This window comes from Marinitoga arctica (genome assembly GCF_054657315.1).
The window spans coordinates 1-375 of the sequence record NZ_BAAHYY010000082.1; the positions used below are offsets into that span (position 1 = coordinate 1).

A 375-nucleotide genomic window follows, 5' to 3' on the forward strand; every position below is an offset into this window, starting at 1 on the left:
GAATTCACCATTTCTATCTCTTGGAACAGTTAATTCCATTTCTCCATTTTAAATAATTATCCAATTTACTTTTCTTCTTTCTTTTTTGTGGTTTCCCTTCATATCCTTCCTAATATTTTTTATTGTTCTTCTGTCATATCCATATATTCTTCCTAATTCAGAAAAATTTGGTTTCATTCCCTTCATCCTTATTATTTCTAGTTGTTGTTTTAATTTCTCCATCTTTGGTATCCTCCCTTCCAAAAAAGAAGGATACCATTATTCCTTTATCTATTTTCGTATTCGTATTCACCCTCTAGAAGATTTGGACATAAAATAAGAAAGTGGTATCATAAAATTGAAAAAAAGAAAGGGGTGTTTTTTAATGAGAAAACG

The 375-nt window shown here is 29.1% G+C and carries 1 pseudogene; it reads right to left on the minus strand.

From position 1 onward, the window contains the following. Window positions 1-52: 52 nt before the first annotated feature. Window positions 53-222, minus strand: a pseudogene (locus tag ACYQ44_RS10450) (IS21 family transposase); the annotation flags it as partial. Window positions 223-375 lie beyond the last annotated feature (153 nt).